The 1,872-nt window shown below is 80.8% G+C and carries 2 pseudogenes; both read left to right on the top strand.

The features are described from left to right. Window positions 1–878, top strand: a pseudogene (locus tag BU197_RS24790) (hypothetical protein); the annotation flags it as partial. A 13-nt stretch (window positions 879–891) separates the two neighbouring features. Beyond that, window positions 892–1,872 (top strand): annotated as a pseudogene (locus tag BU197_RS30765) (hypothetical protein); the annotation flags it as partial.

Below are 1,872 nucleotides of genomic sequence, written 5' to 3'. Positions count from 1 at the left end.
GCCCCGGCGCCGTCGCCCGCGAAGGCGTCCGCGCCCGCTTCGCATCCGTCGGCCGCGCCGAAGGCTCCCGCTGCTCCGATGGCCTCGGACTCCGCGCGCGCCACGGCGGACCGGGGTGGCTCCGCCGCGCCCAAGTCGGCCCCGGCGGCGGCATCGGCTCCTGCCGTCCGGACCGCTCCGGCCGCCTCTTCCCCGGCCCCGGCCCCGTCCCCGGCTCCGCAGACCGTTTCCTCGGCCGCCAACGCACCGGCATCTTCCACGGCACCCCGTGTCCAGCGCGCCTCGGCCGCCCCGGCGCCCTCGGCGACCAAGGCCACGGCCGCGCCCTCCGCCGTACGGACCACCCCGGTCACTCCTTCCGCCGCACCGGCCGCCCCAACGGCCCCGGCGACCAAGGACTCGGCCGCTGCCTCCGCCGTACCGAACACCTCGGCCGCCCCTTCCGCCGCACCGGCAACGCCGCACGTCCAGCGCGCCCCGGCCGCCCCAACGGCCGAGACCACGCCGAGCGCTCCGGCGACCGACCCCGGTCGTGGCCCCGCCCCTTCGACGGCTCCCCGCACCTCGGACGCCCCGCCGCGCCCGGTGGTCAAGACGGCGCCCGCCGGTTCGGCGGCACCGGCCGTCCAGCGCGCCTCCGCCGCCCCGGCGACCCCGAGGACCAGGACCACGGCCGCGCCCTCCGCCGTACCGAACACCCCGAACACCCCGGCCGCCCCTCCCGCCGCACCGGCAACCCCGCACGCCCAACGCACCCCCGCAAGCCCCGCAAGCCCCGCAAGCCCCGCAAGCCCCGCAAGCAAGACCGTATCGAGCACTCCGCCGGGCAACCCCGTTTCCGTTCCCGCCCCTTCGGTGGCTCCCCGGGCCCCGGGTGAGTCGGCGCTCCCGGTGGCCAAGAGACCCCGCACGGAGCCCGTTGCCTCGGCTGCCCCGGACATCCAGCGCGCCCCGGCCACTCCGGCGGCCACGTCCAAGGCCACGCCCACGGCCGCCGCGCCGGGCGTACGGACCAGCCCGGTCCTCCCCGCCGAGAACGCGTCCGCCGGCCCTGCCGCGCCGGTCCTCCCGACGACCGGCGCCACCCCCGTCCCCTCGGCGGCGCCGACGGTCCAGCGCGCCCCCGCAGCCCCTGCGGCCACGCCTGTGGCGGCGGTCGCGCCCGTGCCGCCCGGCGTCCCCACCGCTCCGGCTTCCCCGACGGCCCCGACGGCCTCCGCCCCCGCCCCGTCGGTGCCGAGCACGCCCGCACCCGTCGTCCAGCGCGCTCCCGGGACCCCGCGGTCGAGCACCCCCGCACCCACCACCCCGGTCGTCCGGACCTCTCCCCTCTCCCCCGGCTCCCCTACGCCTCCCGCCCCTCCCGCGGCCAAGGCCGCTCCCGGTGGCCCTTCGCGTGCGCCGCGTGCCGGGCTCGGCGCGCCCCTTCAGCGTTCCGCCACGCCCGCCACGCCCGTCCCGTCCGCCGCTCCCCCGCTCCGGCGCTCGCCGATCGGCCCACCGGTCAGCCCTCCGACAGCCGGTGCCCTCCCGCACTCCCCGGCCACCGCCGTCCCGGAACCGGCCACCGCTCCCCACCTGCCGGAAGCCGCACCCGCCACTCCCGCCCGGACGGAAGCCGCACCCGCCGCGCCCACCGCGCCTGAGCCGCACCCCGCCGTGCTCCCCGCCGTTCAGCGCAGGGCCTCTGCCCGGCCGCTCGTCCGTGTTCCCCTCTCCCTCCCCCGGGCCTCCGCCCCCCTTCCCCCTCCGGCGGACGTGCTGCCGCTCGCCGGGGCGCGGCCGCTCGCGCCGAGCCTGCCGGGAGCCGCTCCCGCCACGGCGTCGGGGAACGGCCCCACGCCGCTGCTGGCGCCGGGCTCCGCCCCGGCC

This window comes from Streptomyces sp. CBMA291, assembly GCF_014596525.1.
Taxonomy (GTDB): Bacteria; Actinomycetota; Actinomycetes; order Streptomycetales; family Streptomycetaceae; genus Streptomyces.
The sequence above is the reverse complement of the archived record's forward strand: the minus strand, read 5'-3'. Positions and strand labels throughout refer to the sequence as shown.